The organism is Roseivivax sp. GX 12232 (assembly GCF_021272185.1).
Taxonomy (GTDB): domain Bacteria; phylum Pseudomonadota; class Alphaproteobacteria; order Rhodobacterales; family Rhodobacteraceae; genus Roseivivax.
On the sequence record NZ_JAJSEC010000003.1, the window covers coordinates 278815 to 301426 of the forward strand.

The 22612-nt window shown below is 68.8% G+C and carries 25 protein-coding genes and 1 tRNA gene; 14 read left to right on the forward strand and 12 right to left on the reverse strand.

Annotated elements, in window-relative coordinates; all coding sequences use genetic code 11:
* Window positions 1-29: 29 nt before the first annotated feature.
* Window positions 30-725 carry a phosphatidylcholine/phosphatidylserine synthase gene (locus tag LR948_RS07755; protein WP_232753423.1) on the forward strand — a complete coding sequence of 232 codons (696 nt, stop codon included), beginning with the start codon at window positions 30-32 and terminating at the stop codon, window positions 723-725.
* Window positions 726-879: 154 nt separating this feature from the next.
* Here the strand turns inward: LR948_RS07755 and LR948_RS07760 are convergent, their stop codons facing one another.
* Together LR948_RS07760 and LR948_RS07765 are read right to left on the reverse strand one after the other, a co-directional pair.
* Window positions 880-1578, reverse strand: a complete 699-nt coding sequence (locus LR948_RS07760; protein WP_232753424.1) for an SDR family NAD(P)-dependent oxidoreductase — start codon at window positions 1576-1578, stop codon at window positions 880-882.
* A gap of 10 nt (window positions 1579-1588) precedes the next feature.
* Complete coding sequence (locus LR948_RS07765) at window positions 1589-2398, reverse strand: ABC transporter permease (protein WP_232753425.1); 810 nt, start codon at window positions 2396-2398, stop codon at window positions 1589-1591.
* A 111-nt stretch (window positions 2399-2509) separates the two neighbouring features.
* On the opposite strand from LR948_RS07765, the gene LR948_RS07770 reads away from it, so the two are divergent.
* From LR948_RS07770 to LR948_RS07780, 3 genes are all read left to right on the forward strand, one after another.
* Window positions 2510-3091 (forward strand): GcrA family cell cycle regulator, encoded by a 582-nt coding sequence (locus tag LR948_RS07770; protein WP_232753426.1) that lies wholly within the window; start codon window positions 2510-2512, stop codon window positions 3089-3091.
* A gap of 323 nt (window positions 3092-3414) precedes the next feature.
* Window positions 3415-4773, forward strand: coding sequence for a 30S ribosomal protein S12 methylthiotransferase RimO (gene rimO / locus LR948_RS07775; protein WP_232753427.1), 1359 nt, complete (start codon window positions 3415-3417; stop codon window positions 4771-4773).
* Window positions 4774-4777: 4 nt separating this feature from the next.
* On the forward strand, window positions 4778-5356 hold the full coding sequence (locus tag LR948_RS07780) for a thymidine kinase (RefSeq protein WP_232753428.1): 579 nt from the start codon (window positions 4778-4780) through the stop codon (window positions 5354-5356).
* Window positions 5357-5609: 253 nt separating this feature from the next.
* Here LR948_RS07780 and LR948_RS07785 read toward each other — a convergent pair whose 3' ends face one another.
* From LR948_RS07785 to LR948_RS07800, 4 genes are all read right to left on the reverse strand, one after another.
* Window positions 5610-6728: a beta-ketoacyl-ACP synthase III gene (locus tag LR948_RS07785; protein ID WP_232753429.1), complete on the reverse strand. Its 1119-nt coding sequence runs from the start codon at window positions 6726-6728 to the stop codon at window positions 5610-5612.
* 66 nt (window positions 6729-6794) lie between these two features.
* Window positions 6795-7136, reverse strand: a complete 342-nt coding sequence (locus LR948_RS07790; protein WP_232753430.1) for a tRNA-binding protein — start codon at window positions 7134-7136, stop codon at window positions 6795-6797.
* Window positions 7133-7945 carry a pyrroline-5-carboxylate reductase gene (gene proC, locus LR948_RS07795; RefSeq protein WP_232753431.1) on the reverse strand — a complete coding sequence of 271 codons (813 nt, stop codon included), beginning with the start codon at window positions 7943-7945 and terminating at the stop codon, window positions 7133-7135. The genes LR948_RS07790 and proC overlap by 4 nt, the downstream gene beginning before the upstream one ends.
* A 389-nt stretch (window positions 7946-8334) precedes the next feature.
* The gene (locus LR948_RS07800; protein WP_232753432.1) at window positions 8335-8835 is read right to left on the reverse strand and encodes a YbjN domain-containing protein; all 501 of its coding nucleotides are present in this window, start codon (window positions 8833-8835) and stop codon (window positions 8335-8337) included.
* Window positions 8836-10048: 1213 nt separating this feature from the next.
* Here LR948_RS07800 and ribB point away from each other — a divergent pair.
* From ribB to nusB, 3 genes are read left to right on the forward strand one after another with little or no spacing between them, the layout of a single operon-like run.
* Window positions 10049-11176 (forward strand): 3,4-dihydroxy-2-butanone-4-phosphate synthase, encoded by a 1128-nt coding sequence (gene ribB / locus LR948_RS07805; RefSeq protein WP_232753433.1) that lies wholly within the window; start codon window positions 10049-10051, stop codon window positions 11174-11176.
* Window positions 11176-11721, forward strand: a complete 546-nt coding sequence (locus LR948_RS07810; protein ID WP_232753434.1) for a 6,7-dimethyl-8-ribityllumazine synthase — start codon at window positions 11176-11178, stop codon at window positions 11719-11721. The genes ribB and LR948_RS07810 overlap by 1 nt, the downstream gene beginning before the upstream one ends.
* 1 nt (window position 11722) lies before the next feature.
* Window positions 11723-12217, forward strand: a complete 495-nt coding sequence (nusB, locus tag LR948_RS07815; protein WP_232753435.1) for a transcription antitermination factor NusB — start codon at window positions 11723-11725, stop codon at window positions 12215-12217.
* Between the two features lie 550 nt (window positions 12218-12767).
* Here the strand turns inward: nusB and LR948_RS07820 are convergent.
* Both LR948_RS07820 and LR948_RS07825 read right to left on the reverse strand, forming a co-directional pair.
* Complete coding sequence (locus LR948_RS07820) at window positions 12768-13511, reverse strand: hypothetical protein (RefSeq protein ID WP_232753436.1); 744 nt, start codon at window positions 13509-13511, stop codon at window positions 12768-12770.
* On the reverse strand, window positions 13511-14980 hold the full coding sequence (locus tag LR948_RS07825; RefSeq protein WP_232753437.1) for a hypothetical protein: 1470 nt from the start codon (window positions 14978-14980) through the stop codon (window positions 13511-13513). Before LR948_RS07825 ends, LR948_RS07820 begins: the two co-directional genes overlap by 1 nt.
* Window positions 14981-15093: 113 nt before the next feature.
* Between LR948_RS07825 and LR948_RS07830 the strand changes: the two genes are divergently transcribed.
* Window positions 15094-15555 carry an MmcB family DNA repair protein gene (locus tag LR948_RS07830; RefSeq protein WP_232753438.1) on the forward strand — a complete coding sequence of 154 codons (462 nt, stop codon included), beginning with the start codon at window positions 15094-15096 and terminating at the stop codon, window positions 15553-15555.
* A 234-nt stretch (window positions 15556-15789) separates the two neighbouring features.
* On the opposite strand, the gene LR948_RS07835 is transcribed toward LR948_RS07830, so the two are convergent.
* Window positions 15790-15984: a DUF6324 family protein gene (locus LR948_RS07835; RefSeq protein WP_232753439.1), complete on the reverse strand. Its 195-nt coding sequence runs from the start codon at window positions 15982-15984 to the stop codon at window positions 15790-15792.
* A 115-nt stretch (window positions 15985-16099) separates the two neighbouring features.
* Between LR948_RS07835 and LR948_RS19000 the strand changes: the two genes are divergently transcribed.
* The 3 genes from LR948_RS19000 to LR948_RS07850 all read left to right on the forward strand — a co-directional run bounded on the left by LR948_RS19000 (window position 16100) and on the right by LR948_RS07850 (window position 18033).
* On the forward strand, window positions 16100-16804 hold the full coding sequence (locus LR948_RS19000) for a GNAT family N-acetyltransferase (RefSeq protein ID WP_370634910.1): 705 nt from the start codon (window positions 16100-16102) through the stop codon (window positions 16802-16804).
* A gap of 53 nt (window positions 16805-16857) precedes the next feature.
* Window positions 16858-16934 (forward strand) — tRNA-His (locus tag LR948_RS07845).
* 259 nt (window positions 16935-17193) lie between these two features.
* Window positions 17194-18033, forward strand: coding sequence for a fumarylacetoacetate hydrolase family protein (locus tag LR948_RS07850; RefSeq protein ID WP_232753440.1), 840 nt, complete (start codon window positions 17194-17196; stop codon window positions 18031-18033).
* Between the two features lie 189 nt (window positions 18034-18222).
* On the opposite strand, the gene LR948_RS07855 is transcribed toward LR948_RS07850, so the two are convergent.
* On the reverse strand, window positions 18223-18540 hold the full coding sequence (locus LR948_RS07855) for a DUF6476 family protein (RefSeq protein ID WP_232753441.1): 318 nt from the start codon (window positions 18538-18540) through the stop codon (window positions 18223-18225).
* Between LR948_RS07855 and LR948_RS07860 the strand changes: the two genes are divergently transcribed.
* Both LR948_RS07860 and rpoH read left to right on the forward strand, forming a co-directional pair.
* Window positions 18539-19573 (forward strand): RluA family pseudouridine synthase, encoded by a 1035-nt coding sequence (locus LR948_RS07860; protein ID WP_232753442.1) that lies wholly within the window; start codon window positions 18539-18541, stop codon window positions 19571-19573. The genes LR948_RS07855 and LR948_RS07860 overlap by 2 nt on opposite strands.
* Window positions 19574-19821: 248 nt before the next feature.
* Window positions 19822-20718, forward strand: a complete 897-nt coding sequence (gene rpoH, locus LR948_RS07865) for an RNA polymerase sigma factor RpoH (RefSeq protein ID WP_232753443.1) — start codon at window positions 19822-19824, stop codon at window positions 20716-20718.
* Window positions 20719-20839: 121 nt separating this feature from the next.
* On the opposite strand, the gene LR948_RS07870 is transcribed toward rpoH, so the two are convergent.
* On the reverse strand, window positions 20840-21175 hold the full coding sequence (locus LR948_RS07870) for a 4a-hydroxytetrahydrobiopterin dehydratase (protein WP_232753444.1): 336 nt from the start codon (window positions 21173-21175) through the stop codon (window positions 20840-20842).
* A gap of 1 nt (window position 21176) precedes the next feature.
* Window positions 21177-21965 carry a phenylalanine 4-monooxygenase gene (phhA, locus tag LR948_RS07875; RefSeq protein ID WP_232753445.1) on the reverse strand — a complete coding sequence of 263 codons (789 nt, stop codon included), beginning with the start codon at window positions 21963-21965 and terminating at the stop codon, window positions 21177-21179.
* A 126-nt stretch (window positions 21966-22091) separates the two neighbouring features.
* On the opposite strand from phhA, the gene LR948_RS07880 reads away from it, so the two are divergent.
* A complete protein-coding gene (locus LR948_RS07880; RefSeq protein WP_232753446.1) occupies window positions 22092-22562 on the forward strand; it encodes an Lrp/AsnC family transcriptional regulator in 471 nt (156 codons plus the stop codon).
* The last annotated feature ends 50 nt before the right edge of the window (window positions 22563-22612 follow it).

The window sequence follows — 22612 nt, forward strand, 5'->3', positions numbered from 1 at the left end:
GAGGCGGCACCTTCCGGCATCACACGGGGATGGATATTCGACGCCAGGCGCTTCTCGTCCACCTTCTGACCGCAACGGGCTCCGTCTTCGCCATGCTGGCGCTGCTCGCCGCCGCCACAGAGGACTGGGCGGTGATGTATCTCTGGCTGGTGCTGGCCTTCGCCGTCGACGGGATCGACGGCCCGCTGGCGCGGCGCTACCAAGTGCGTGTGAACGCGGCGCGTTTCGACGGGGTGCTGCTCGACCTGATCATCGACTACCTGACCTATGTCTTCATCCCGGCCTTCGCGCTCTTCCAGTCGGGGCTCCTGCCGGGCTGGACGGGGTGGTTCTCGATTTTCGTGATCACCTATGCCTCGGCGATGTATTTCGCCGACACTAGGATGAAGACCGACGATTATTCCTTCGAGGGCTTCCCGGGCTGCTTCAACATGCTGGTCTTGGTGTTCTTCGCGGTGGAACCGGCGATCTGGGTCATGGTGGCGCTGATCGCGGCGCTGGCGGTGGCGATGTTCCTGCCGCTAAAGTTCGTGCACCCGGTGCGCACGGCGCGCTGGCGCTGGCTGACGCTGCCGGTGGCGCTGGTCTGGGTCCTGGCCGCGGCCTGGGCGGCCTGGGTCGAGTTCGACCCGGCGACCTGGGCGGTCTGGCTCCTGGTGCCGTCCTCGGTCTACCTCTTGGGCGTGGGGATCGTGCAGCAGGTCTTTCCGGCGCGGGCGGGCTGAGGCAGGGCGCCCTCGGGGGCGCGCCGCGTGGTTTGGTTTATGCTTGGGCGCTGAGGGGCTTGGAGGCTGAGCACCCTAGGCGCTGACAGCCCGAGGGCCTTAGGCACTTTGCGCCATCCCAACCCAAAGCCGTCAGACCCGGCGACGCACTCTCTTAAAAGCGCTCCACCCAGGGCCGCAGGGTCAGCTCGTGGCTCCAGGCCGAGCGGTGCTGGTCGATCAGCGCGGCATAGCTTTCCGCGATGGCCTCGGGGGCGAGCATCGAGTCGGGGTTCTCCGCCGCCTCGCTGCGCCCGGGATTGCGGATCGCCCCGTCGATGTTCACCCAGGCCACATGCACCCCCTGGGGATGCAGCTCGCGCGAGAGGCTCTCGGCCAGGCCGCGCTGGGCGAACTTGCCCATGGCGAAGACCGAGGAGCGCGGGAAGCCCTTCACCCCCGCCGAGGCGCCGGTGAAGAGGATCGTGCCGCGCACGCCCCTTGCGTCGGGTTCGGCCTCCAGCATCCGCCGCGCGGCGCCCTGGGCGGCGAGGAAGGCCCCGAAGGCGGTGACCTCGACCGCGTCGCGCACCGCCTCGGGGTCGAGCTCGGTGATGCCGCCCGCGACCCGGCGCGAGGGGTTGTAGATCACCACCCGCGGCGCCTGCGGGAGCTCATCGAACAACCCGGCCATGGCCTCGGTGTCGGTGGCGTCGAGCAGATGCGCCTCGGCGCCCAGCTCCTCGGCCAGGGGCAGCATCTTGCCCTCGCTGCGCGCGCCGAGATGCAGCGCGTAGTCGGGCGCGAGCCGCCGCGCCAGCGCGGCCGACAGCCCGTCGCCCACGCCCAGGATCACCGCGATGGGTTTGGTCATGGCGCCCTCCCTAGTCCTTCAGCCGGTAGCCGCGGCGGAACATCCGCCAGCCGACGAGATTGATCGCCAGGACCGCGGCCAGCGAGATCACGAAGCCCACGACCGGCGAGCTGTCCGAGACCCCGATCATGCCGTAGCGCGCCCCGTCGATCAGGTAGAAGATCGGGTTGATATGGGTCAGCTCGTACATGCCCGGGGGCAGGGCGCTGACCGAGTAGAAGGTGCCCGAGAGGAAGGCGAGCGGGGTCACGATGAAATTGGTGATCGCGGCCATCTGGTCGAACTTCTCGGCGAAAATCCCCGCCACGATCCCGAGCCCCGACAGGAAGGCCGCGCCGAGGAAGACGAAGACCAGCGTTACCAGCGGGTATTGCGGCCAGACGCCCAGCACCAGCCCCACGCCAAGCGCGATGACCACGGCCACCACCAGCCCCCGCGCGATGCCGCCTGCGAGGTAGCCCAGCACCATCTCGGCGCCCGAGAGCGGCGGCATCAGCGTGTCGACGATATTGCCCTGCACCTTGGCGATCACGATCGAGGAGGAGGTATTGGCGAAGGCGTTCTGGATCACCGTCATCATCAGGATGCCCGGCGCGATGAAGGTGGTGAAGGGCATGCCCATCACGTCGCCCCGGCGCGGCCCGATGGCGATGGAGAAGATCACCATGAACAGCCCGGCGGTGACCAGCGGCGCGAGAAGCGTCTGGGTCCAGACATTGACGAAGCGCATGACCTCGCGTTCGGCCAGCGTGTAGAGGCCCATCCAGTTGACGCGGCCGAAGCGCCGGTCGCCCTGGCGGTGGGGAAAGGTATCGGACATGAGGTCTCCGGGTTGTATCTCGCTATGGGCTACATAAAATAGAGACCGAAGACGAGATGTCAGGCGGCTCTCTTTTCCGGGGGCCGCTTTTTATTCATTGAGGTATAGCCGATGTCCTGGACAGACGAGCGGGTCGAACTTCTCAAGAAGATGTGGGGCGAGGGACAATCCGCGAGCCAGATCGCCAAGGAGCTGGGCGGCGTCACGCGCAACGCGGTGATCGGCAAGGTCCATCGCCTCGGGTTGTCGAACCGTTCGGGCAGCGAGGCCGCCGAGCCCGCGCCCAAGGCCGAACCGGCCGCCGAGCCGAAGGCCAAGACCGGGTCCAAGGCAAAGGCGAAGCCTGCCGAGCCGAAGGAAGACCCCGCGATGAGCGAGACCAAGAGCGCCGCGCCCGCACAGGCGCCGCAGCGCCCGAAGATCATCCCCGCCGGCCAGCCGCTGCCGCCGCAGCCCTCGGCCAACGAGATCAGCCCCGAGGCCCTGGCCAAGGTCAGCGCCGTGGAGAAGAAATCCAAGAAGCTGGGCCTGATGGAGCTGACCGAGCGGACCTGCAAATGGCCCGTGGGAGACCCCGCGACCGAGGACTTCTGGTTCTGCGGCCTGCCGGTGCAGCAGGGCAAACCCTATTGCGAGGCGCATGTGGGCGTGGCCTTCCAGCCGATGTCCTCGCGCCGCGACCGCCGGCGGTAAGCGCACCCGGCGCGCATTTGCGCGCACGGCCAGTATCCCCCGGCGCACAGTCGCGTCCGGCAAAGTGACATCACCCGCGCGGCGCCATCGGGCCCGCGCGGGTGTTTCTTTGCGGGTCGGGAGGCCGCGCCGAGGCCAGGCCCCACGGCCCCCGCCGAGGCGTCCCGGCGCCCCTCGACACCGCGCCGCAGCCTGACCGCTGGTGCTCCGCGCATCGCTGGGCCCGCCGCACCCCGCCCCCCGTGTCCTCCAGTCCACGCGGAGCGTCACGTCGCGCGCCCTGTGGACTTCCCCGGCAAGCGCGGCTCGGCTACACCCGCCCCATGTCGCAGAATCCCCCCGATCTTCGTCCCGATCTCGCCCGCGCCCAGGTCTCCGAGAGCGCGCGTCCCGGCCAGCCGACCATCGGCATGGTCTCGCTCGGCTGCCCCAAGGCGCTGGTCGACAGCGAGCGCATCCTGACCCGGCTCCGGGCCGAGGGCTACGGCATCTCGGGCGACTACCAGGGCGCCGACGCGGTGATCGTGAACACCTGCGGCTTCCTCGACAGCGCCAAGGCCGAGAGCTTAGAGGCCATCGGCGAGGCCCTGCGCGAGAACGGCCGGGTGATCGTCACCGGCTGCCTCGGGGCCGAGCCCGACTACATCACCGGCGCGCATCCCAAGGTCCTGGCCGTCACCGGCCCGCATCAATACGAACAGGTGCTCGACGCGGTGCATGGCGCGGTGCCGCCGGCGCCCGATCCCTTCGTCGACCTTCTGCCGGCCAGCGGCGTCAGCCTGACGCCCCGGCATTACAGCTACCTCAAGATCTCCGAGGGCTGTAACCACAAGTGCCGCTTCTGCATCATCCCCGACATGCGCGGACGGCTCGCCTCGCGCCCGCATCGCGCGGTCCTGCGCGAGGCCGAGAAACTGGTCGAGGCGGGCGTACGCGAGCTCCTGGTGATCAGCCAGGACACCTCGGCCTATGGCACCGACTGGAAGGACCGCGAGGCCAAGGCGCCGATCCTCGATCTGGCCCGCGACCTCGGCAGCCTCGGCGCCTGGGTGCGGATGCATTACGTCTATCCCTATCCGCATGTGCGCGAGCTGGTGCCGCTCATGGCCGAGGGCGGCGTGCTTCCCTACCTCGACATCCCCTTCCAGCACGCGCATCCCGATGTGCTGAAGCGCATGGCCCGGCCCGCCGCCTCGGCCCGCACGCTCGACGAGATCCAGGCCTGGCGCGCCGCCTGTCCCGAGATCACCCTGCGTTCGACCTTCATCGTCGGCTACCCCGGCGAGACCGAGGCCGAGTTCGACTACCTGCTCGACTGGCTCGAGGAGGCGCAGCTCGACCGGGTGGGCTGCTTCCAATACGAGAACGTCGCCGGGGCGCGGTCGAATGAGCTGCCCAACCATGTCGCGCCCGAGCTCAAGGAAGAGCGCTGGGCGCGCTTCATGGAGAAGGCCCAAGCGATCTCCGAGAAGAAGCTCGCCGCCAAGGTCGGCACCGAGGTCGAGGCCATCGTCGACCTGGTCGAGGAGGATGCCGCCACTTGCCGCACCAAGGCCGATGCGCCGGAGATCGACGGCAACCTCTTCGTCGACACCGGCCACGAGGGGCTGACGCCCGGCGAGATCATCCGCGTGCGGGTCGACGAGGCCAGCGAATACGACCTCTGGGGCGCGCGGGTCTGATCCCATGGCCAAGCTCTACTTCATGTATTCGACGATGAACGCGGGCAAGTCGACACTGCTGCTGCAGGCCGCGCACAACTACGAGGAACGCGGCATGGCGGTGCTGCTCCTGACCGCGGCCTTCGACGGGCGCGCGGGTGCGGGGCGGATCGGCAGCCGCATCGGGCTGGGCCGCGAGGCCGAGACCTTCGACAGCGAGAGCGATCTTTTCGCCCGGCTCGAGGTGCGCCAGCGCGAGGGCGGGGTGGCCTGCGTCTTCGTGGACGAGGCGCAGTTCCTGACCGAGGCGCAGGTCTGGCAACTCGCCCGCGCCGCCGACGACCTGGGCCTGCCGGTGATGTGCTACGGGCTCCGGGTGGATTTCCAGGGCAAGCTCTTTCCCGGCTCCGCGGTGCTGCTGGCGCTCGCCGACGACCTGCGCGAGGTGCGCACGATCTGCCACTGCGGGCGCAAGGCCACCATGGTGGTGCGCCAGGACGCCGAGGGCCGGGTGTTGACCGCGGGCGAGCAGGTGCAGATCGGTGGCAACGAGAGCTACGTGAGCCTTTGCCGGCGGCACTGGCGGGCGGCCATGGCGGACTAGCGGGGGAAAACGCCGCACGCGGCGGCGTTTTGGCCGGATCTTTGCGAAAGATCCGGGGCTCTGTGGCGAGGGGCGGAGAGAGCCCGTCAGGGGCGAAGATCCTGGGCTTTGTGGCGAAGGGCGAAGAGACCCCGTCAGGGGCAAAGATCCCGCGCCCCGTGGCAAGGCGCGCGCTTCGGCAAGGCCCAGCCCTCCAAGGAATGTGCGTCCACATTCCATGCGGAGCCCGCGTCGGGCTCCGCCCCGCAAAGTTCTACACGCGTTCGACCAGCACCGAGCCCACGGAATAGCCCGCCCCGAAGGAGCAGATCACGCCCTTCTCCCCGGGCCCCAGGTCCTCGGAGTTCTGCGCGAAGGCGATGATCGAGCCCGCCGAGGAGGTATTGGCGTAGTCCTGCAGGATGTTTGGCTGTTCGCCCGGCTCCGGCACCCGGCCCAGCACCTTCTTGCCGATGAAATCGTTCATTGCCTTGTTGGCCTGGTGCAGCCAGACCCGCTTGAGGTCCTCGGCGGCCCAGCCCTCCTCCGACATATGCGCGGCGATATGGCTCGAGACCAGCGGCAGCACCTCCTTGAAGACCTTCCGGCCGTTCTGCATGAACTGCATGTCGCGGCGGTCCTCCATGGCGTCGCGGGTGCGGCGCAGGAAGCCGTTGTTGTTGCGGATGTTGTTGGAGAACTGCGTGGCGCAGCGGGTGCTGTGCACCAGGAAATGCGCGCCCTGCGCGTCCTCGGCGCGCTCCAGCACCACCGCGGTGGCGACATCGCCGAAGATGAAATGGCAGTCGCGGTCGCGCCATTCCAGGTGGCCCGAGGTGATCTCGGGCGAGACCACCACCGCGCAGCGCACCGAGCCCGAGCGGATCATGTCGGCGGCGGCCTGGATGCCGAAGGTCGCCGAGGAACAGGCCACGTTCATGTCGAAGCCGAAGCCGCCCGCGCCGAGCTCCTTCTGGATCTCGATGGCGATGGCGGGATAGGCGCGCTCGTGGTTCGAGGCGGCGCAGATCACCAGGTCGACCTCATCGCCGCTGCGGCCCGCGGCGGTGAGCGCCTGGCGCGCGGCGTCGAGGCCGATCTCGGCCATGATCGAGACCTCCTCGTCGGCGCGTTCGGCCAGCCGGGGATACATCCGGTCGGGGTCGAGCACGCCGTCCTTCTCCATCACGTAGCGCCGTTCGATGCCCGAGGCCGAGAAGATGAACTCCGCCGAGGACTGCGGCTTGGCCGCGACCTCGCCCGCGGCGATCTTCTCGGCATGGGCGGCGTTGAAGCGCTCGGCATGGGCGTTGAAAGCCTCGACGAGCTCGTCGTTGGTGATGGTCTCTGCGGGGGTGAAGACCCCGGTTCCGGTGATCGCGGGCAAAAACATGTCAGGGCTCCTGGGATTGCCGGAGGCATAGTCACGCGACGGCGCGCGCGCAAGCCTCGCGGCAGGTCAGTGCATCCTGGCGCCGTTCGGCACCCCGTGGTCCGGCGAAAGCAGCGTGATCCGCCCCTCGGCATCGGCGCAGCCCAGGGTCAGCACCTCGGACATGAAAGGGCCGATCTGGCGGGCGGGGAAGTTCACCACCGCCATGACCTGGCGGCCGATCATCTCTTCGGGGGCGTAGAGCCCGGTGATCTGCGCCGAGGTCTTCTTCTCGCCGATCTCCGGGCCGAAATCGATCCAGAGCTTGATCGCGGGCTTGCGGGCCTCGGGGAAAGGCTCGGCCCGGGTCACCGTGCCGGCGCGGATGTCGACCTTGAGGAAATCGTCGAAGGCGATCTCCCCGCTCATTGGCCCAGCTCCCGCGAGCGCGCGGCGGCGGCCTTCACCGTGGCGCGCAGAAGCGGCGGCAGGCCCTTGTCGCTGTCCATCAACACCTCGAGCCCGGCCTGGGTGGTGCCATTGGGCGAGGTCACATTGGCGCGCAGCTCGGAGGGGTCGGTGCCGGTCTCCTGGGCCAGCGCGCCGGCACCGGCGACGGTGGCGCGGGCCAGCGTCAGGGCCAGTTCGGGGCGCAGCCCCTCGGCCTCGGCGGCGGCGGCGAGGCATTCGATCATGTGGAAGACGTAAGCCGGGCCGGAGCCCGAGACGCCGGTCACCGCGTCCATCTGCGCCTCCTCGTCGAGGGTGACCACCTCGCCCACCGCCTCGAGCAGAAGCCGGGCCTGTTCGAGATGGGTCTCGCTGGCGTGCCGGTTGCCGATGATGGCGGTCACGCCGCGGCCGATGGCGGCGGGGGTGTTGGGCATGGCGCGCACCACCGGGGTGCCCGCGCCGAGAAGCCCCTCGAGCCGCTCGGTGGTGACCCCTGCGGCGACCGAGACGAAAAGCGTGGAATTGCTGCCGTAGGGCTGCAGCGGCAGGAGCGCGTCGTTCATCATCTGCGGCTTGACCGCGAGCAGGATGATCGCCGGTTCCTCGGGCAGTTCGGCGTTGACGCGCACGCCGCTGGCCTTGACCTCCTCGGAGGCGCCGGGGTCGAGGACCGTCACGCTCTCGGCGGGCAGCCCTCGGTCGAGCCAGCCCTGCAGCATGGCAAAGCCCATCTTGCCGCAGCCCAGCAGCACAAGCCCGCGCCGGGCGATCTCGGTGTCGCGCATCCTGTCCCTCGTCGTCGCTGATCTCACGTCCCGAGCGTTACCGAGGCGGGGCAGGCCGCGCAACCTGAAGCGGCGCGGGAGGGGGGATGGTGGCGGGATGTGACGGGGGGTTTGCGGGCGGTGGCCGCTGAGAGGCGTGGGTGGCGGTTTGCCTGGAAGAGAGCTTGGCGCAGGTCGCTCAAGCTGAGGGACCGCACTGGATGATGCCGCAGTGGGTGCTTTGATGGCCCCGAGCGTCAGCCGAGGATGGTTGGCTCATCGGCCGAGTTGTCTCGCTGATTGCCCCCCACATCGCGCCGTTTCGCGTGGCTCTGCGCGTAAACACGCGGCCGCGAGGGAGGAGGCGCGGCCGCGTGCGGCGGTGAGACCGGGGAGGGAGAGGGCCCCGGTCAGGCAGTTCCGTAAGCTTCGGCGATGGCGATCTGCATCGCCTCCGCCGGCGTCTGATTGCCCCAGGCCATGAGCTGGAAGGCCGGGTAGAAGCGTTCGGCCGCCATCACCGCCGAGCCGATCATCGTATCGATCTGTTCCGGCATGGCGACCTGGCCGCCGGCCAGCACCAGGCCGTATTTGTAGACCATGAGCTTCTGTTCGTCCCAGAAGGAGAAGGCCCCGGCCCAGCAGAGGTCATTGGCGCGGTTCAGCCCTTCGTAGATCTTCGGCAGGGCCTCCTCGGGGGGCTCCATCTCGAAGGTGCAGATGATCCGCAGGGTCTCGTCGTAGGGCGACCAGGCCAGGGTGATCGAATAGGTGCGCCACTGGCCCTCGACCGCCATGGCGATCTGGTCCTCGCCGATGCGGTCGAAGTCCCAGTCGTGGTGCTCGGCGATATGCTCGACGATATCGATGGGATGTAGGTCTTCCGACAGGAACTCTTCGGATAGTGCCATGGGCCACCTCATTGCCTGTGTAGCGAAGGGGGCTGGCAGCGCCCCCTAGCGCTAGGTGCCTGCTCTAGGAAAGGAGCGGTTGCGACCTTGCCATACTAGATATGGTGCCTGCGGCGCGGCGGATCTGTAAAGCGATATTTTCGGGCGACATGCAATAAGTTGTGGATTGATCGGTGGGGGCGCCCAAAATGGTGTCGGTTTGGCGGGGTGGGGGAGGTGACGACTAGGGGGTGGCGGCAGACCGTGGGGGGTGGCCGGTCAGCGCCCAGTTCGGACTTTGGCGCGCTCCTCCAGGGCCCAGACCCCCTCTTGCGCCCGAATAGCATCGAAGATGCCGGGCGCGCGCCGGACCGGCCCGATGGGCCGGCGCTCCTTCGGGTGGCGCGCTTAGCGTTTCGCTAGCCCCGACCTTGCCGGGATAAAGCGCCACGCTCAGAGGTCAGCAGCGCCGACCCCCGGTCCGGCGCGCGCCCTCTGTCGAGAGCGGGTGGCGAGCGGAGAAAGGGCTGCTTGAAGAGATGGGGGGCTGCTCTCGGGGACCGCCTGTTTCTTCGTGGTCGCCCCTATCTTCCAAGCAAACCCCAACTCCGCCGTGTTTCTTCGCTGACCTTTGGCCGTGATCCCCCTCTTGCGCCCGAATAGCATCGAAGATGCCGGGCGCGCGCCGGACCGGCCCGATGGGCCGGCGCTCTTGTGGGTGGTGTGCGTAGCTCAGCTCTAGTCCTGACCTTGTTGGGATAAAGTGCTTAGCCCCGAGGTCGGCAGCGCCGGCCCCCGGTCCGGCGCGCGCCCTCTGTTGCGCGGGGTGGTGAGGGCGCTGGGGAGAGGGCAAGTCCTTGGTTTGGTGCCTTGGCTTGGGTTTGGTGGAGTGGCGCTTGCGCGGCGATCCGAACGGCGGCTCTTCAAGCCACCAGCCACCAGCCACCAGCCACCAGCCACCAGCCGCCGGGCAGTCATGGTAGGCAGAGACCCCCAGCACTTGCGGCGTGGGCTCCCACCACAACGACTCGCCAGACTGTCATGACCGACCGCGCACCCGAGACCACTACTGCGGCGCCCACCACTCCCTACCGCCACACACTCACCACCTACTCACCCCCCGCTCCCACCCCCCCGCAATCCCGCACAGCCCCAGCCGCATCCCGCCACGCTCTTTGCCTTTCCAAGCGGGGCCATCTGCATTATCTGCGCGGGCGTGACATGAGGAGCCGAGATGACCGATTACGAAAGCCCGGGCGACGTCGAGACGAACTGGAAGGACGCGATCTCGAGCGTCGAGGAAATCCTCGAGGACGCGCGCAACGGCAGGATGTTCATCCTGGTCGACCACGAGGACCGCGAGAACGAGGGGGACCTCGTGATCCCGGCGCAATGGGCGACGCCGGATGTGATCAACTTCATGGCCACCCACGGGCGCGGGCTGATCTGCCTGTCGATGACCACCGACCGGATCGACGAGCTGGGCCTCGAGCTCATGTCCTCGAACAATTCCTCGCGCCATGAGACCGCCTTCACGATCTCGATCGAGGCGCGCGAGGGCGTCACCACGGGCATCTCGGCGGCCGACCGGGCGCGCACCGTACAGGTCGCCATCGACGCCTCCAAGGGCGCCCAGGACATCGCCACCCCGGGCCATGTCTTCCCGCTGCGCGCCAAGACCGGCGGCGTTCTCGTCCGCGCCGGCCATACCGAGGCCGCGGTCGACATCTCGCGGCTCGCCGGGCTGAACCCCGCCGGGGTGATCTGCGAGATCATGAACGAGGACGGCAGCATGGCGCGGCTGCCGGAACTTGTGTCCTTCGCGCAGCGGCACGGGCTGAAGATCGGCACCATCTCGGACCTGATCTCCTACCGCCGGCGCAACGACAACCTGGTGCGGGTCGAGAAGGAAGAGACCATCGCCAGCGAGTTCGGCGGCGACTGGCAGATGCGGGTCTATGCCGACAGCACCCATGGCGACGAGCACATCGTGCTGATCAAGGGCGACATCACCACGCCCGAGCCGGTGCTGGTTCGGATGCATGCGCTCGACCCGATGCTCGACATCGTGGGCGCGGGCCCGGCGCGGCGCGCCGACGAGTTCCGCGACGCCATGCGCATCGTCTCCGAGGAGGGCCGCGGTGCGGTGGTCCTCCTGCGCGATACCTCGATGAAGATCGGCAATGTGCATGAGGCCAGCCCCTCGACGCTGCGGCAATACGGGCTCGGCGCGCAGATCCTGTCTTCGCTGGGACTGTCGAAGTTGACGCTCCTGACCAATTCGCCGACCCCCAAGGTCGTCGGGCTCGAGGCCTACGGGCTCGAGATCACCGGCACCCGCAAGATCTCGGAGCTGGGCTGATGGCATCGAACGAGACGCATCACACCCTGCCGCGTGGCCAGGTCGACAAGCCCACCAAGGTGCTGATCGTGGTCGCGCCCTATTACCGCGACGTCGCCGACGAGCTGATCGCCGGCGCCCGCGCCGAGATCGAGGCCTGGGGTGCGAGCCATGAGACCATCGAGGTCCCGGGCGCGCTCGAGGTGCCGAGCGCCATCGGCATGGCCGGGCGCATGGCCGATTATGACGCCTATGTCGCGCTCGGCTGCGTGATCCGCGGCGAGACCACCCATTACGAGACGGTCTGCAACGACAGCTCGCGGGCGCTGACGCTCCTGGGCCTGCAGGGGCTCTCGATCGGCAACGGCATCCTGACCGTCGAGACCAAGCCGCAGGCCGATGCACGGGCCGAGGCCAAGGGTCAGAACAAGGGCGGCGGCGCGGCCGCGGCGGCCTTGCATCTCCTGGCGCTCGCCCGTAAGTGGGGCGCTCCGCGCGGGGGCGTCGGCTTCGTGCCCGCGCGCGGCGAAGACCAGATCGCCGGCGACACCAAGGGCTTTTCCTGAGATGACCTCCTCCAGCTCCGAACAGAAACGCGCCGCGCGCGAAGAGAAGCGCCGGGCCAAGTCCGCCTCGCGGCTCTACGCGGTGCAGGCGCTGTTCCAGATGGAACATTCGGAGCTTTCCGCCGACCGGGTGCGCCAGGAGTTCCTGAACCACCGCTTCGGGCTCGAGCTCGAGGAAGGCATGGAGATGGTCGACGGCGACATCGACCTCTTCCGCGAGATCGTCGACGAGGCGGTGAACTGGCAGGCCAAGATCGACCAGATGACCGACCGGGCGCTGGTGGCGAAATGGCCCATCGCGCGGATCGACCCGACGCTGCGCGCGCTGTTCCGCGCGGCCGGGGCCGAGTTCCTCGCGACCGACGCGCCGCCCAAGGTGGTGATCGTGGAATACGTGGAGATCGCCAAGGCCTTCTACCCCGAGGGACGCGAGGCGAAATTCGTCAACGCGGTGCTCGATCACATGGCGCGGGAGGCCAAGCCGGAGGCCTTCTGAGGTGGGAGGTGTCTTGGGGGCCTTTTGCGGGGTTCTGCCAGGAGATTTGAGGGAAGCGTCGCCGGAGAGGGCGGCGCTTTTTTCTTTGGTCCGGGCCGCCTTTGGCGTCCCGGACCGGGGCAGGGGGCTCTGCCCCCTCTGCGGGCGTGCCGCCCGCATTCACCCCCGAGGTATTTGGGCAAGCTGAAGGGCGAAGGGGGTGCGCTTTTTGGTGGGTGGGGTGCGTCGGGCCGGAGGCGGGGCGTGCCTTGGCGCGGGGGATCGGGGCGGGCCTGTGAGGGGCGCGCGCCGTTTCATTTGGGGGAGAAGGCGGCGGGACCACCGCAACCGTGTGGTTATCTCATTCCCGAGGACCTGTATGTACAGGTGGGCGCCAGGTAATCAGACCAGGGCCTGAACAGAGCCAGCTCCCTCGAAAATGCTTAAGGCCACCGGAATGCAACCGTTCACGGGAAGGGCAGTGCCCGCCTGATCGCGAGTTAGGCGCGCGGGCGCGCCGAGGCAAGGGGGCGTTTGGGAAATATCGCCCTGGGCGGCCCGGCGGGGCGCGTCAGGGCGTCGCGGAGATGAAGCCGTAGTCCTGCAACTCCTCGGGCAGAAGCACGTAGATCTCGTCCGGCGGGGTCGCCAGCGCATGCGCCATAACCCGCGGGTCGACGCCCATCTCGACGAGGTAGGTCATGACCTCGGCCTGGCCGCGCTGGATGTCCTCGACCGCGACGAAGGCGGGCAGGATCGTCGAGCGGCCGAAGTAATGCTGGTGGACGCCGAGCGAGGCGCCCTCGGCGAGGCTGCGGAGCTCGCCCCCGGCGAAGAGGTAGGGGCAGGCGGAATAGCAGAAATCGCCGGTGCGCATCTCGGTGGCGATGCCGCGGGCGCGCAGGGCGCGGCCGAGCTCCAGCGCGTCCTGGACCGAGCCGCCGGGGGAGTTCAGCACCAGTTGCTCGGGCGCGGGCTGGACCTCGTCAAGCCGCGCGGTGATGCGCGGGGCGTCGCCCTCGGCGATGCTGCCTTCGAGCAGGTAGCGCGCGCCCTCGAGGCTCGTGAGGAGCAGGCGGTCGGGCAGGGGGCCTGAGTCTTGCTCCGGGGTGAGCTCCGAGGGCACGCGCGAGGGATCGAAGGTGCGGCGCTGGTCGCCGGGGCGCACCGGGTTGGTGAGTTCGGGCGCGCCCGGGCCGAGGCGCGGCAGGGTCAGGCCGCCGCCCGCGAGGTCGCCCAGGGCCAGGAAGGCGCCGATGCCGATCTGGAAGGCGAGGACCGCCTTGAGGACGCTGGGAACGCGGGCGCCGGGCATCAGCGGGAGCCTGGGCCTTGGGTGGGGCCGCCGTTGGGGCCGGTGGATGTGCCGGGCTCGGAGGTGGTTTGGGCGGGCGTGGTATTGGCGCCGGGCGCTGGGGCGTTGGTGGCGCTGGTGTCTGTGTCGGCAGCAGAGGCGTCTGCGGACGGCCTGTGCTGGGTGCCGTTCGAGGGGTCCGCACTTGCTGCCTGCGCCTCTCGCCCCGCAGGCTCGGCCCCCTCGCCACGCGCGCCTGCCAGCCCGGCGCTCTCGCCCTCGACGTCGCGGAAGGCGGTGATCGCGGCGCGCAGCTCGGCCAGGGTCATCGTATCGGCCAGGTCCGCACCCTCGCGGCCGTCGCGGATCGCCGCCTGGGTCACCGCCAGGATCAGCACCAGCACCGCGGGCAGAAGGTCGATGGCGATCGCCCCGGCCCAGGAGGGCACGAAGTTCCGCGCGTAGAGGATCACCGCGTCGGCCGCGGAGACCGGCGTGTAGGAGACCTCGGGCGCGGGCGTCAGTGTCATGACGTTCTGCGCGGCGCGCTCCAGCGTGGCGGCGCGCTGGCCCAGGACCTCGAGCACCGAGCTGATCGTGGCGGCCTGGCTGCCGCGGGTCTCCTCGGTGCTGCCGTCGAGCTCGGGCAGGACCACCGAGGCCGAGAGATCCTGCGCGGCGCGTTCGACCAGCGGCGCGACCGAGAGCTGGCGCAGCTGGGTGATGATGCCCTGCAGGTTCACCGCCGCCTCGGAGAACTCGACCGAACGCGCCTCGACCGGACCGGGCTCGACCGTCAGGGCGCGCATCCGGCTGAGGATGGCGTTGCCCTCGGTGAAGGCCTGTTCGACCAGCGGGGTCTGGGCGGCGATCTGGGATTCCAGCGCCGAAAGCTCGGCGGCCTTCTGGCGCAGCACCCGGAAGACCGCGCCGCGCCCGGCGAGCCCCGAGAGGCTGCCGGCCTCTTCCTGCTCCGAGAGATCCTCGAAGCTTTGCCGGACCCGCGCCACGTCGCGCTCGAGCCCCTGCGCCGAGAGCGTGATCTCATGCGCGCGCTCGAGGCTCGACTGGTAGTCCTGCACGGTCTCGGCGAGATGCTGTTCGACCGCCGCCGAGCCCGCCAGCGCCGCGGCGTTCAGCCAGGAGGACATGGCCACGATGGCCAGCGATCCGAGCCCCATGGCCGCGGTCAGCCCGATCCGCGCGCGGGCGCTGCGCACCGCCGGGAACAGCCGCATGAGGTAGGACCAGAAGACGAAGATGCCGACCGAGACCGCGGTGGAATAGGCGATGGCGGCGAAGGCCGACATGGCGCCGTCCTCGTCGAGCAGCGAGGAGACGCCAAGATAGGTGTAGATGCCCGAGGCCACGGCCAGGACGCCGAGGGCGGTGCCGGAGAAGGTCTCGAGCCAGGTGATATGACCTTCGAGTTCGCGGGCGTGGCGCAATCCGCGCGCCTCGGCGCGGCTGGGGGGCAGGCTGTCGGCCATCTGGCTCTCCGGTGTCGCGATGTGCTTGCAGATATGAGGTCCGGGGCGGCAGGCAAGGGGTCTGCCGCGAAGAGACCTTGGCATGTTCACGAATTGTTCGTAGGTTCGGTGCTATGAGTGATGCGCAGATCGAGATGATGCCCGGCCAGCTTCTGGCGCGCGGCGTGGCCCGCCACCTGGTGCACGGCCATGGCTTCGCCTGCGTCGAGGAGTTCGTGCCCGAGCGCGGACGCCGGGTCGACGTCATGGCATTGGGGCCCAAGGGCGAGATCTGGGTGGTGGAGTGCAAGTCCTCGCGCGCCGATTTCATGTCGGACGGCAAGTGGCAGGGCTATCTCGACTGGTGCGACCGCTACTTCTGGGCGGTGGACCAGGCTTTTCCGACCGATCTCCTGCCCGAGGAGACCGGGCTGATCATCGCCGACGGCTATGACGCGGAGATCCTGCGCATGGCCCCGGAACACAAGCTCGCGGGCGCGCGGCGCAACGTGCTGATCCGCAAGATCGCATTCCACGCGGCGCGGCGGCTGCAGGGGTTGCGTGATCCCGAGGGCGGGGCGGGGATGCTGGGCTGAGCGAGTGGCGCGGAGGTTGCGCGGTCGCGATGGCGGAGCTGGGGTTCTGGGCTGAACCACTGGCGCGGCGAATGTGCGGGTCTCTGGCGGCGGTTGGGCGCTTAGCGCCTTGGCTGCGCTATCGCTATGGCGGGGCTGAGCCATTGGCCCGGGGGCGGCGCGATCCCGGTCGCGCGGCTGCTGGACCGAACCGGTGGCGCGAGGCAGCGCGTCTTTCCGGGCGCGTTCGGCCGCTCAGCGGCGGGGCTTCACCTTGCCGGCGGTCGCGGCGGCGGCGCGGATTTCCTCGGCGATCTCCTCGGCCTCCTCGGGGGAGAAATCCATCGGGATCTCCAGCCGGTCTGCGGTGATGAAGAGCCGCACCATGCCGTGATCGGTGGGGCCGATCTGCAGGTTGGCCTCGATGTTGCTGTCGTCGTTGATGCCCATGGGACGGTCCTTTCAGGGGACATTCGGCCGCGCGTGCATCGGGGCCGCGCAAGATTGGCAGCGGGATAGGCAACCCGGTCTTGAAAAGCAAGCGCGGAGGGGGATGATCACCCCCATGCCCCCGGTGATCCGCCCCTATGTGCCGGACCGCGACGCGGACTGGCTGGCCGACCTGCACGCGCGCCTCTACGCCCGCGAGGCGGGCTTCGACGCGCGCTTCGGCAAGCTGGTGGAAGAGATCCTGGCGGAGTTCGCCGCGACGCATGACCCGCGCCGCGAGCGGGGGTTTGTGGCGGAGGAAGTGGCAGGCAGGTCTGGGGCGGTGCCGGGCGTGATTTCGAGCGAAGCGCAGCGCGGAATATCGGGCGCGGTTCCGGGTGAGGGCTTAGGAAAGGTTGCAGGCGAGGCGCGGGGTCAGATCCGAAACGCAGTTCCGAGTAAGGTCCCGGGCGAGGCGCGGGGCCAGATCCAAGGCGAGGTTCCGGGTGGGGCGCCCGGTGAAGCCCCCAGCGACGCCCCCGGCGCACCCCGGCGGCTGGGCTCGATCTTCTGCGTCGCAGAGGGGCACGAGGTGGCGCGGCTGCGGCTCTTTCTTCTGCACCCGGAGGCGCGGGGGCAGGGGCTCGGGCGGCGGCTGCTCGGGGTCTGCACCGAGTTCGCGCGCGCCGCGGGCTACAGGCGCATGGTGCTCTCGACCCATGAAAGCCACCGCGCGGCCTGCAGGCTCTACGCCGCCACCGGCTGGCGCTGCCTGAGCGCGCATCCGGTCACGCGCTTCGGCCAGGCGCTGGTCGAACAGCAGTGGGGCCGGGCGCTTTGAGCGGGAAATCGGGCTTGCAACGCTCTGGGCGGGGCGTTATCTCCCGCGCCAGTGCCGCCTTAGCTCAGTAGGTTAGAGCGCTTGATTGTGGATCAAGAGGTCCCCCGTTCGAGCCGGGGAGGCGGTACCATTTCTCCCAAGCTCCTGAGATTGCGCCGCTGCGGTCGGTGAGCCGTTTGCCTGCGGGTTTTGCCGTCGCTGGAATGAGCGTGGCGAATCAGCTTTTTGCTCGGGCCTGATCAGCTTTCGCAGTGCCGCGAGAGCAAGGCGGATTGTTCCTCGTAGGGCAAGCCGCCTTGGGTTTGCTGCCGAGCCTATCCCCCGCTCTGGCCATCGCCCCAGGCCCCGCGTAAGCCTGTGGCGCAACAGCCAGACAGGGGGACGAGACGATGAAATTCGCGCGACTGGGAGAGAAGGGGCAGGAGCGGCTCGCCGTCCTCGACAGGGAAGGCCACTACCGCGACGTCTCGGAGAGCTTCGGCGATCTGACCGCCGCGCGGCTCGCCGATGCGGCGGCACTGACCCGGATCGATCCCGGAGCCTTCCCGCGCGTCACCGGCCAGCCGCGTATCGGCGCCTGCATCCCCTCGGTCGGCAAGATGATCTGCATCGGGCTCAACTACTCCGACCACGCCGCCGAGGCCGGCATGGATGTGCCCGCCGAGCCGATCCTCTTCATGAAGGCAACCTCGGCGATCTGCGGGCCGAACGACGACCTGATCCTGCCGCGCGGCTCGGAAAAGACCGACTGGGAGGTCGAGCTGGGCGTGGTGATCGGCAAGCGCGCCCGCTACGTCGAGGAGGACCAGGCCATGGCGCATGTCGCGGGCTATTGCGCGGTCAACGACGTCTCCGAACGCGCCTTCCAGATCGAGCGCGGCGGCCAATGGGTCAAGGGCAAGAGCGCCGATACCTTCGGCCCCATCGGCCCCTGGTTCGTGACCGCCGACGAGGTCGCCGACCCGCAGGCGCTGGAGATGTGGCTCGAGGTCGACGGCACCCGGATGCAGGAGGGCTCGACCCGCACCATGGTCTTCCCGGTGGCGCATCTGGTGTCCTACGTCTCGCAGTTCATGACGCTGGAGCCGGGCGACATCATCTCGACCGGCACGCCGCCGGGCGTCGGAATGGGCAAGCGCCCGCAGGTCTTCCTCAAGCCCGGCCAGACCGTGCGGCTGGGGATCGAGGGCCTGGGCGAACAGGCGCAGAAGGTCGTGGCTTCGGACTGAGGCTCAGTGTGGCCGGAGGCTCGCTGGCCCTGAGGTTTAGCGGGCCGCGAGGTTCGGCGTGCTCCGAGGCTCAGCGGGTCCAGAGGCTCGATACGCCCAGAGGCTCGGCGCGCGCCTGCGGCTCGTCGCGTCTTGAGGCTCGCTGGGCCCTGAGGCTCGGGGCACCCCGAGGTTCAGCGCCCCCGCGGCTCAGCGCCCCGCTTCGGGCCCCTCGAGCGGGATCGTCTGCGACAGGCTGCCGTCCCGCGCGAAGACCAGGAGCCGGCCGTCTTCCGTCACCACCAGCACCCTCTCGCGGGAGGTGGTGACGGCCTCGGCCACCGCGCCCTCGGGCAGGGCGAGGTCCTCGGGCAGGGCCAGCGGCAGCGGTTCGCGCAAGCGGATGACAAGCAGCACGATGATGACTAGAACCCCCGCGATCATCGTCGCGGTCAGGACCGTGACCAGCCGCTTGATGAAGCGGATCTGAAGCAGGTCAGGTTCCGGGGTCTCGGAAGGGTCGTCCATGACACATACCACGCATCGGTTCACGATCGGGCCGAACCCGCCCGCCCGGCTTGATAAGGCCTTGGCGCGCGATGTGCCAGAGGCGCTGGCGCTCTCGCGGACGCGGCTGGCGCAGCTCCTGGGCGCGGGCGCGGTGCGCGTCGACGGGGCGCTGGCCCAGGACGCCAAGGCGCGCGTCGCCGAAGGCGCCGAGGTCGAGATCACCCTGGCCGAGGCCGCCGAGGTCGACACCCGGCCCGAGGCGATCCCGCTCGAGATCCTGCACGAGGACGCCGACCTCCTGGTGGTGATGAAACCCGCCGGCATGGTGGTGCATCCCGCGCCGGGCTCGCCCTCGGGCACGCTGGTCAACGCGCTCCTGCACCATTTCGGCGGCGACCTCTCGGGCATCGGCGGCGAGAAGCGGCCGGGTATCGTGCATCGGATCGACAAGGACACCTCTGGGCTTCTCGTGGTGGCGAAATCCGACCGGGCGCATCACGCGCTGTCCGAACAATTCGCCGCCCATAGCGTCGAGCGGCGCTACCTCGCGCTGGTCCACGGGGTGCCGCATACCGGCGATCCGCGGCTGAAAGGCGTGCGCGGCGTCTCTTTCGAGCCGGGCGCGGTGATGAAGATCACCACCGGGCTCGCGCGGCACCGCAGCGACCGGCAGAAACAGGCGGTCTATTTCGACGGGCAGGGACGGCACGCGGTGACCCGGGCGCGGATGCTGGAGAGCTTCGGCAACCCGGCGGCGCTGGCGCTGATGGAGTGCCGGCTCGAGACCGGGCGCACCCATCAGATCCGGGTGCATATGGCCCATGCGGGCTTCGGCCTCGTCGGAGATCCGGTCTACGGCGGGCGGCGCAGGCTCAGCCCCAAGGCGGTGACGCCCGAGGCGCTGGCCGCGATCGAGGGCTTCTCGCGCCAGGCGCTGCATGCGGCGAGCCTGGGCTTTGCCCATCCCGCCGACGGGGCCTGGATGAGCTTCGAGGCGCCGTTGCCCGAGGATATGGCCGCGCTGCTGGGCGTGCTCGGCGGGGGCCGCTGAGGCCCAGGCGCAGCCTCGAAAGCCCGCCTCGAGCCCCAGAAATTCCGCAGCGCAGAACGCTCTGGGCCTGAAACAACAGGAACCTGTGCGTGAACGCGCGGAAATCTGGGGATCATCGCGTCAAAAGATGCGTTACACCCATGCAAACTTAACGACGATGCGACACGCTTCGCCTTCTTGAAACCCCTTCGGCTGGCGCCCATATGGGATGTTAAGCTGATAAACATCAGGTCTGATGGAGGGATGGGATGAGCAATTACGCCAATCTCCCGGCCCCGTCCCCGGAAGCGGGACTGAGCCGTTACTTGCAGGAGATCCGGAAGTTTCCGCTTCTGGAGCCTGAAGAGGAATACATGCTGGCCAAGCGCTGGGTCGAGGATCAGGACGCCGAGTCCGCCCACCAGCTGGTGACCAGCCACCTGCGGCTCGCCGCCAAGATCGCCATGGGCTACCGCGGCTACGGTCTGCCGCAGGCCGAGGTGATCTCGGAGGCCAACGTCGGCCTGATGCAGGCGGTCAAGCGCTTCGACCCCGAGAAGGGCTTCCGCCTCGCGACCTATGCCATGTGGTGGATCCGCGCCGCGATCCAGGAATACATCCTGCGGTCCTGGAGCCTGGTGAAGCTGGGCACGACCTCGGCGCAGAAGAAGCTGTTCTTCAACCTGCGCAAGGCGAAAAGCCGGATCGGCGCGCTCGAGGACGGCGACCTGCGGCCCGAACACGTCCAGCGCATCGCCACCGACCTCGGCGTGACCGAGGACGAGGTGATCTCGATGAACCGGCGGATGTCGGGCGGGGATGCCTCGCTCAACGCCCAGGTCGGCCAGGAAGACGACAGCTCCATGCAGTGGCAGGACTGGCTCGAGGACGAGGACGCCAACCAGGCCGAGGATTACGAGGCCAAGGACGAGCTCGACGCCCGCCGCGCGATGCTGGCCGATGCCATGGACGTGCTGAACGACCGCGAGAAGGACATCCTGACCAAGCGGCGGCTGGCCGAGAACCCGATGACCCTCGAGGATCTCTCGGGCGAATACGACGTCAGCCGTGAGCGCATCCGCCAGATCGAGGTGCGCGCCTTCGAGAAGCTGCAGAAGCGCATGCGCGAGCTGGCGAAGGACCAGGGGATGATGGCGGCCAGCTGACCGCGGACCCTCGGGTCACCGACAAGAAAATACCGCGCGGGCCGGGACCGGTCCGCGCGGTTTTTCGTTGGGGGCCAAGGGCTTTGGGTGCGAAGCCGGGGCCCCGGGGGCGGGCTGTGCCTCAGCCCGCCAGAAGCGCGTCGAACTGCGCCGCGCAGGCGAAATCGGCCTCCGTCAGCCCGCCGGCCTCATGGCTGGTGTAGCTCAGGGTGAAATACCCCCAGCCCAGCGCCATGTCCGGGTGATGGCCCGCCGCATCGGCGAGCCAGATCGCCAGGTTGGCGAGATAGGTCGCCTTGGCGAAGCCCTTCACCGTGAGCCTGCGGGTGATCGTCTTGCCGTCCGCGCTGAGCTGCCACTCGGGCAGATCGGCCAGCCGGGCCTCGGCTTCTGGGCGCGCGAAGACAGGCGCGTTGGCGTCGCATTTCGGAATGTCGCCGATGTTGCAGGTGATCATCTCAGGCCGCCTTCGGTGGGAATTTCGGAGCGTGCAGCCCGGCCTCGCGGGCCGTGGCCACATCGGCCAGAAGGTCGCGCTCGGCCGCGGCAAAAAGCGCGTCGAGGTCGTCGAGCACGAAGTAGACCGGCTGCGGGATGTCGATCCGGTAGGGCGTGCGCAGGATGTCGATCACGTCAAAGGGGCGGTATTCGGGCTGCCCCGAGACGCTCCATTCCAGCTCTTCGGGCGAGGAGGCGAGGCCCGAGCCCAGGGCCTTCATCTGGTCGCCTTCGCGCATCAGGCCGAACTCGATGGTGAACCAGTAAAGCCGGATCAGCCAGGCGAAGTCGTCCTTGCCGGCCTGGGCGCCCGCCTTGCCGATGGCCTGGCTGAAGGCGGCGAAGCGCGGGTCGGTCAGAAGCGGCGTATGGCCGAACATCTCGTGGAAGATGTCGGGCTCTTCGATGTAGTCGAAATCCTCGCGGCTGCGGATGAAGCTGGCGGCCGGAAAGGTCGCCTCGGCCAGCATCGAGAAGAAACGCCCGAAAGGAATGAGCGCGGGCACCGGCTCGACCCGCCAGCCGGTCAGAGCGGTCAGCCGCTCGGAGACCTCAGGGCATTGCGGCACGCGGTCCGCGGGCAGCGCGATACGGTCGAAGCCGTCCAGATAGGGCCGCGCCATGAGCGCCTCGATCTGCGGCTTCTGCCGGGCGTAGAGATCCGCCCAGACGGCGTCCTCTTCGGGAGTATAGGCGATGAAGCCCCGGTCGTCGGGATGCTTGGCCTGGTATTTCGTCGATTTGGGCATGAAGTCCTCCTCACTCCTCCTTGAGGCCGAGGATGGCCCGCCAATCGGGAAAATTATTGCCTCATTTGCCGGGAAATGCGCTATTCTGGGGTGAGTTTGCCCCAAAAGGAATGTGGAAAGGCAAGAATGACCCCGGCGCTCGACTCGACCGATCGCAAGCTGCTGGCGCTGTTGCAGACCAACGGCAAGGCCAGCCTCCAGGAGCTGGCCGAGGCGGTGGGCCTGTCCTCCTCGCCCTGCTGGCGGCGGGTCAAACGGCTCGAGGAGGAGGGCGTCATCAAGGGCTATGTCGCCCGGCTCGATCCCAAGCGCATCGGGCTGGATGCCCTGGCCTATGTCTTCGTCTCGCTGATCGACCACGGTCAGGACACGATCACCCGCTTCGCCCGGCTGGTCTCGGCCGAGGACCGGATCGTCGAATGCGCCTCGGTCACCGGCGGCAGCGACTTCATTCTGAAGGTGGCGGCCAAGGACCCCGAGGACCTCGAGACCTTCCTGATGGGCGGCATCCTCGCCTCGGGGCTGGTCCGCGCGAGCCAGACGCATTTCGTCTTGCGCCGCACCAAGACCCGCAGCCCCTGGCCGCTGCTCGACTGACTTGCCGTCGCGCCGCACCCGGTTAGGGTGCGCGGGCAAGGCAAAGGAGG

Excerpts from the sequence above, each read along its gene's own strand:
- LR948_RS07755 (WP_232753423.1), top strand. The coding sequence starts at position 30 with ATGGATATTCGACGCCAGGCGCTTCTCGTCCACCTTCTGACCGCAACG.
- LR948_RS07760 (WP_232753424.1), bottom strand. The coding sequence starts at position 1,578 with ATGACCAAACCCATCGCGGTGATCCTGGGCGTGGGCGACGGGCTGTCG.
- LR948_RS07765 (WP_232753425.1), bottom strand. The coding sequence starts at position 2,398 with ATGTCCGATACCTTTCCCCACCGCCAGGGCGACCGGCGCTTCGGCCGC.
- LR948_RS07770 (WP_232753426.1), top strand. The coding sequence starts at position 2,510 with ATGTCCTGGACAGACGAGCGGGTCGAACTTCTCAAGAAGATGTGGGGC.
- rimO (WP_232753427.1), top strand. The coding sequence starts at position 3,415 with ATGTCGCAGAATCCCCCCGATCTTCGTCCCGATCTCGCCCGCGCCCAG.
- LR948_RS07780 (WP_232753428.1), top strand. The coding sequence starts at position 4,778 with ATGGCCAAGCTCTACTTCATGTATTCGACGATGAACGCGGGCAAGTCG.
- LR948_RS07785 (WP_232753429.1), bottom strand. The coding sequence starts at position 6,728 with ATGTTTTTGCCCGCGATCACCGGAACCGGGGTCTTCACCCCCGCAGAG.
- LR948_RS07790 (WP_232753430.1), bottom strand. The coding sequence starts at position 7,136 with ATGAGCGGGGAGATCGCCTTCGACGATTTCCTCAAGGTCGACATCCGC.
- proC (WP_232753431.1), bottom strand. The coding sequence starts at position 7,945 with ATGCGCGACACCGAGATCGCCCGGCGCGGGCTTGTGCTGCTGGGCTGC.
- LR948_RS07800 (WP_232753432.1), bottom strand. The coding sequence starts at position 8,835 with ATGGCACTATCCGAAGAGTTCCTGTCGGAAGACCTACATCCCATCGAT.
- ribB (WP_232753433.1), top strand. The coding sequence starts at position 10,049 with ATGACCGATTACGAAAGCCCGGGCGACGTCGAGACGAACTGGAAGGAC.
- LR948_RS07810 (WP_232753434.1), top strand. The coding sequence starts at position 11,176 with ATGGCATCGAACGAGACGCATCACACCCTGCCGCGTGGCCAGGTCGAC.
- nusB (WP_232753435.1), top strand. The coding sequence starts at position 11,723 with ATGACCTCCTCCAGCTCCGAACAGAAACGCGCCGCGCGCGAAGAGAAG.
- LR948_RS07820 (WP_232753436.1), bottom strand. The coding sequence starts at position 13,511 with ATGCCCGGCGCCCGCGTTCCCAGCGTCCTCAAGGCGGTCCTCGCCTTC.
- LR948_RS07825 (WP_232753437.1), bottom strand. The coding sequence starts at position 14,980 with ATGGCCGACAGCCTGCCCCCCAGCCGCGCCGAGGCGCGCGGATTGCGC.
- LR948_RS07830 (WP_232753438.1), top strand. The coding sequence starts at position 15,094 with ATGAGTGATGCGCAGATCGAGATGATGCCCGGCCAGCTTCTGGCGCGC.
- LR948_RS07835 (WP_232753439.1), bottom strand. The coding sequence starts at position 15,984 with ATGGGCATCAACGACGACAGCAACATCGAGGCCAACCTGCAGATCGGC.
- LR948_RS19000 (WP_370634910.1), top strand. The coding sequence starts at position 16,100 with ATGCCCCCGGTGATCCGCCCCTATGTGCCGGACCGCGACGCGGACTGG.
- LR948_RS07850 (WP_232753440.1), top strand. The coding sequence starts at position 17,194 with ATGAAATTCGCGCGACTGGGAGAGAAGGGGCAGGAGCGGCTCGCCGTC.
- LR948_RS07860 (WP_232753442.1), top strand. The coding sequence starts at position 18,539 with ATGACACATACCACGCATCGGTTCACGATCGGGCCGAACCCGCCCGCC.
- LR948_RS07855 (WP_232753441.1), bottom strand. The coding sequence starts at position 18,540 with ATGGACGACCCTTCCGAGACCCCGGAACCTGACCTGCTTCAGATCCGC.
- rpoH (WP_232753443.1), top strand. The coding sequence starts at position 19,822 with ATGAGCAATTACGCCAATCTCCCGGCCCCGTCCCCGGAAGCGGGACTG.
- LR948_RS07870 (WP_232753444.1), bottom strand. The coding sequence starts at position 21,175 with ATGATCACCTGCAACATCGGCGACATTCCGAAATGCGACGCCAACGCG.
- phhA (WP_232753445.1), bottom strand. The coding sequence starts at position 21,965 with ATGCCCAAATCGACGAAATACCAGGCCAAGCATCCCGACGACCGGGGC.
- LR948_RS07880 (WP_232753446.1), top strand. The coding sequence starts at position 22,092 with ATGACCCCGGCGCTCGACTCGACCGATCGCAAGCTGCTGGCGCTGTTG.